Below are 2,077 nucleotides of genomic sequence, written 5' to 3'. Positions count from 1 at the left end.
GCACTGGACCGGGACGGCACACTGGTGGATGACTTCCGGGTGCACCACTCGGGCGAGGTGACCATCGTGCGCAATGCCCCCTCCCCCGCCGCCACCTCCTCCATGGCCATCGCCGAGCACATCGTCGACGCGATGGGCTTGTGAGGCATCCGAGGAGGAACAGGACGTCGTCGACTTCCCCGGTCCCGGGGGAGGTGGGTGCACCGGGCCGACACGCCGGCTGCCCGGAGGCGTCGGCGGGGCAGGGATCGGGGTTCACTGGAGGGGCCCCTGGCGGAGCGGCGCGGAACGCCGGCCACGCCGGGGTGTCCCCGTTCCCCCTCACCCCGCGAGGTGGTCGTGATGTCCGGCATCGACGTCGTTTCCGAGGACCCCTGGTGGCGGAGGGCGGTGGTCTACCAGATCTATCCGCTCTCCTTCGCCGACTCCGACGGGGACGGCGTCGGGGACCTGCCCGGCATCACCTCCCGGTTGGATCACCTGGAGCGGCTGGGGGTGGACGTCATCTGGTTGTCACCGGTGTACCCCTCGCCCCGGGACGACAACGGTTACGACATCAGCGACTATCGCGGCATCGACCCCACCTTCGGCACCCCGGAGGACTTCGACGAACTGCTGGCCGAGGTGCACCGGCGCGGTATGAGGCTGGTCATGGACCTGGTGGTGAACCACACCTCCGACGAGCACCCGTGGTTCGTCGCCTCACGGGACGGCGGCCCCGACGGGCCGATGCGCGATTGGTACTGGTGGCGACCACCGCGGCCCGGCATGGAACCGGGTGCCCCGGGTGCGGAGCCGAACAACTGGGGCTCCTTCTTCTCCGGTCCCTCCTGGACCCTCGACCCGGCCGGCGGTGAGTACCACCTGCACCTGTTCTCCCCGCGGCAGCCGGATCTCAACTGGGAGAACCCGCGGGTCCGGCGGGCGATCCACGAAATGATGCGGTGGTGGCTGGACCGCGGGGTGGACGGCTTCCGGATGGACGTCATCAACCTCATCTCCAAGGACCCGGAACTGCCGGACGGTCATGTCCCCCCGGGGGCACGGTACGGCGACCGTGACCCGCACTGCGTGTGTGGGCCGCGCATCCACGAGTTCCTGGCCGAGATGCACCGCGAGGTCTTCGCCGGGCACCCCGAACGCCTCCTGTTGGTCGGGGAGATGCCGGGGGTCACGGTGGAGGAGGCCCGGCTGTTCACCGATCCGGCGCGGCGGGAGGTGGACATGGTCTTCCAGTTCGAGCACGTGGGGCTGGATTACGGGCCGGCGGGGAAGTTCGACCTCCGCCCGTTGCGGCTGACCGACCTGAAGGCGTCGTTCGCCCGGTGGCAGCACGGTCTGGCGGAAGTGGGTTGGAACAGCCTGTACTTCTGCAACCACGACCAGCCGCGGGTGGTCTCCCGCTACGGGGACGACTCCCCGGAACACCGCGTCCGTTCGGCCACCATGCTCGCCACCGTCCTGCACCTGCACCGGGGCACCCCGTACGTCTACCAGGGCGAGGAGTTGGGCATGACCAACGCCCCCTTCGCCGGGATCGGGGAGTTCCGCGACATCGAGTCGCTGAACCATTACCGGGAGGAGGTCGCGGCGGGAGAGCAACCGGAGCGGGTGATGGCCGCTCTGCGTGCCCGCAGTCGGGACAACGCCCGCACGCCGATGCAGTGGGACGCCTCCCCCCGGGCGGGCTTCACCACCGGCACCCCGTGGATGCCGGTCAATCCGAACCACCGGGAGATCAACGCCGAGGCCCAGGTGGCGGACCCGGACTCGGTGTTCCACCATTACCGCCGGCTGATCGGGCTGCGGCACACCGAGCCGGCGGTGACACACGGCGATTTCCACCTGCTGTTCGCGGACAGCGAGGAGGTGTACGCCTTCACCCGGCGGTACCCGGCGGGGGGCACCGAGTTGCTGGTACTGGCCAACTTCACCGGCCGGGACGTGGAGGTGGAACTGCCGGAGGGGTGGGCCGGCACGGAGGAGGTCATCGCCAACGTTCCCGGTCACGGGCCGCTGGAGGCTCGCCCGACCCTCGCGCCCCGGGAGGCCCGGGTGCACCGTCGCAGGGTCGGGA

Annotated in this window: 1 protein-coding gene and 1 pseudogene; both read left to right on the top strand. The window is 70.2% G+C overall.

The annotated features are described in order from the left end of the window. Positions 1 to 144 (top strand): annotated as a pseudogene (locus FNQ90_RS20845) (L-2-hydroxyglutarate oxidase); the annotation flags it as partial. 198 nt (positions 145 to 342) lie between these two features. After that, on the top strand, positions 343 to 2,077 hold a 1,735-nt coding region (locus FNQ90_RS20840), incomplete at its 3' end, for an alpha-glucosidase (RefSeq protein WP_182607761.1).

Origin of the sequence: Streptomyces alkaliphilus, assembly GCF_014141535.1 — a bacterium.
Lineage (GTDB): Bacteria > Actinomycetota > Actinomycetes > Streptomycetales > Streptomycetaceae > Streptomyces > Streptomyces alkaliphilus.
The sequence above is the reverse complement of the archived record's forward strand: the minus strand, read 5'-3'. Positions and strand labels throughout refer to the sequence as shown.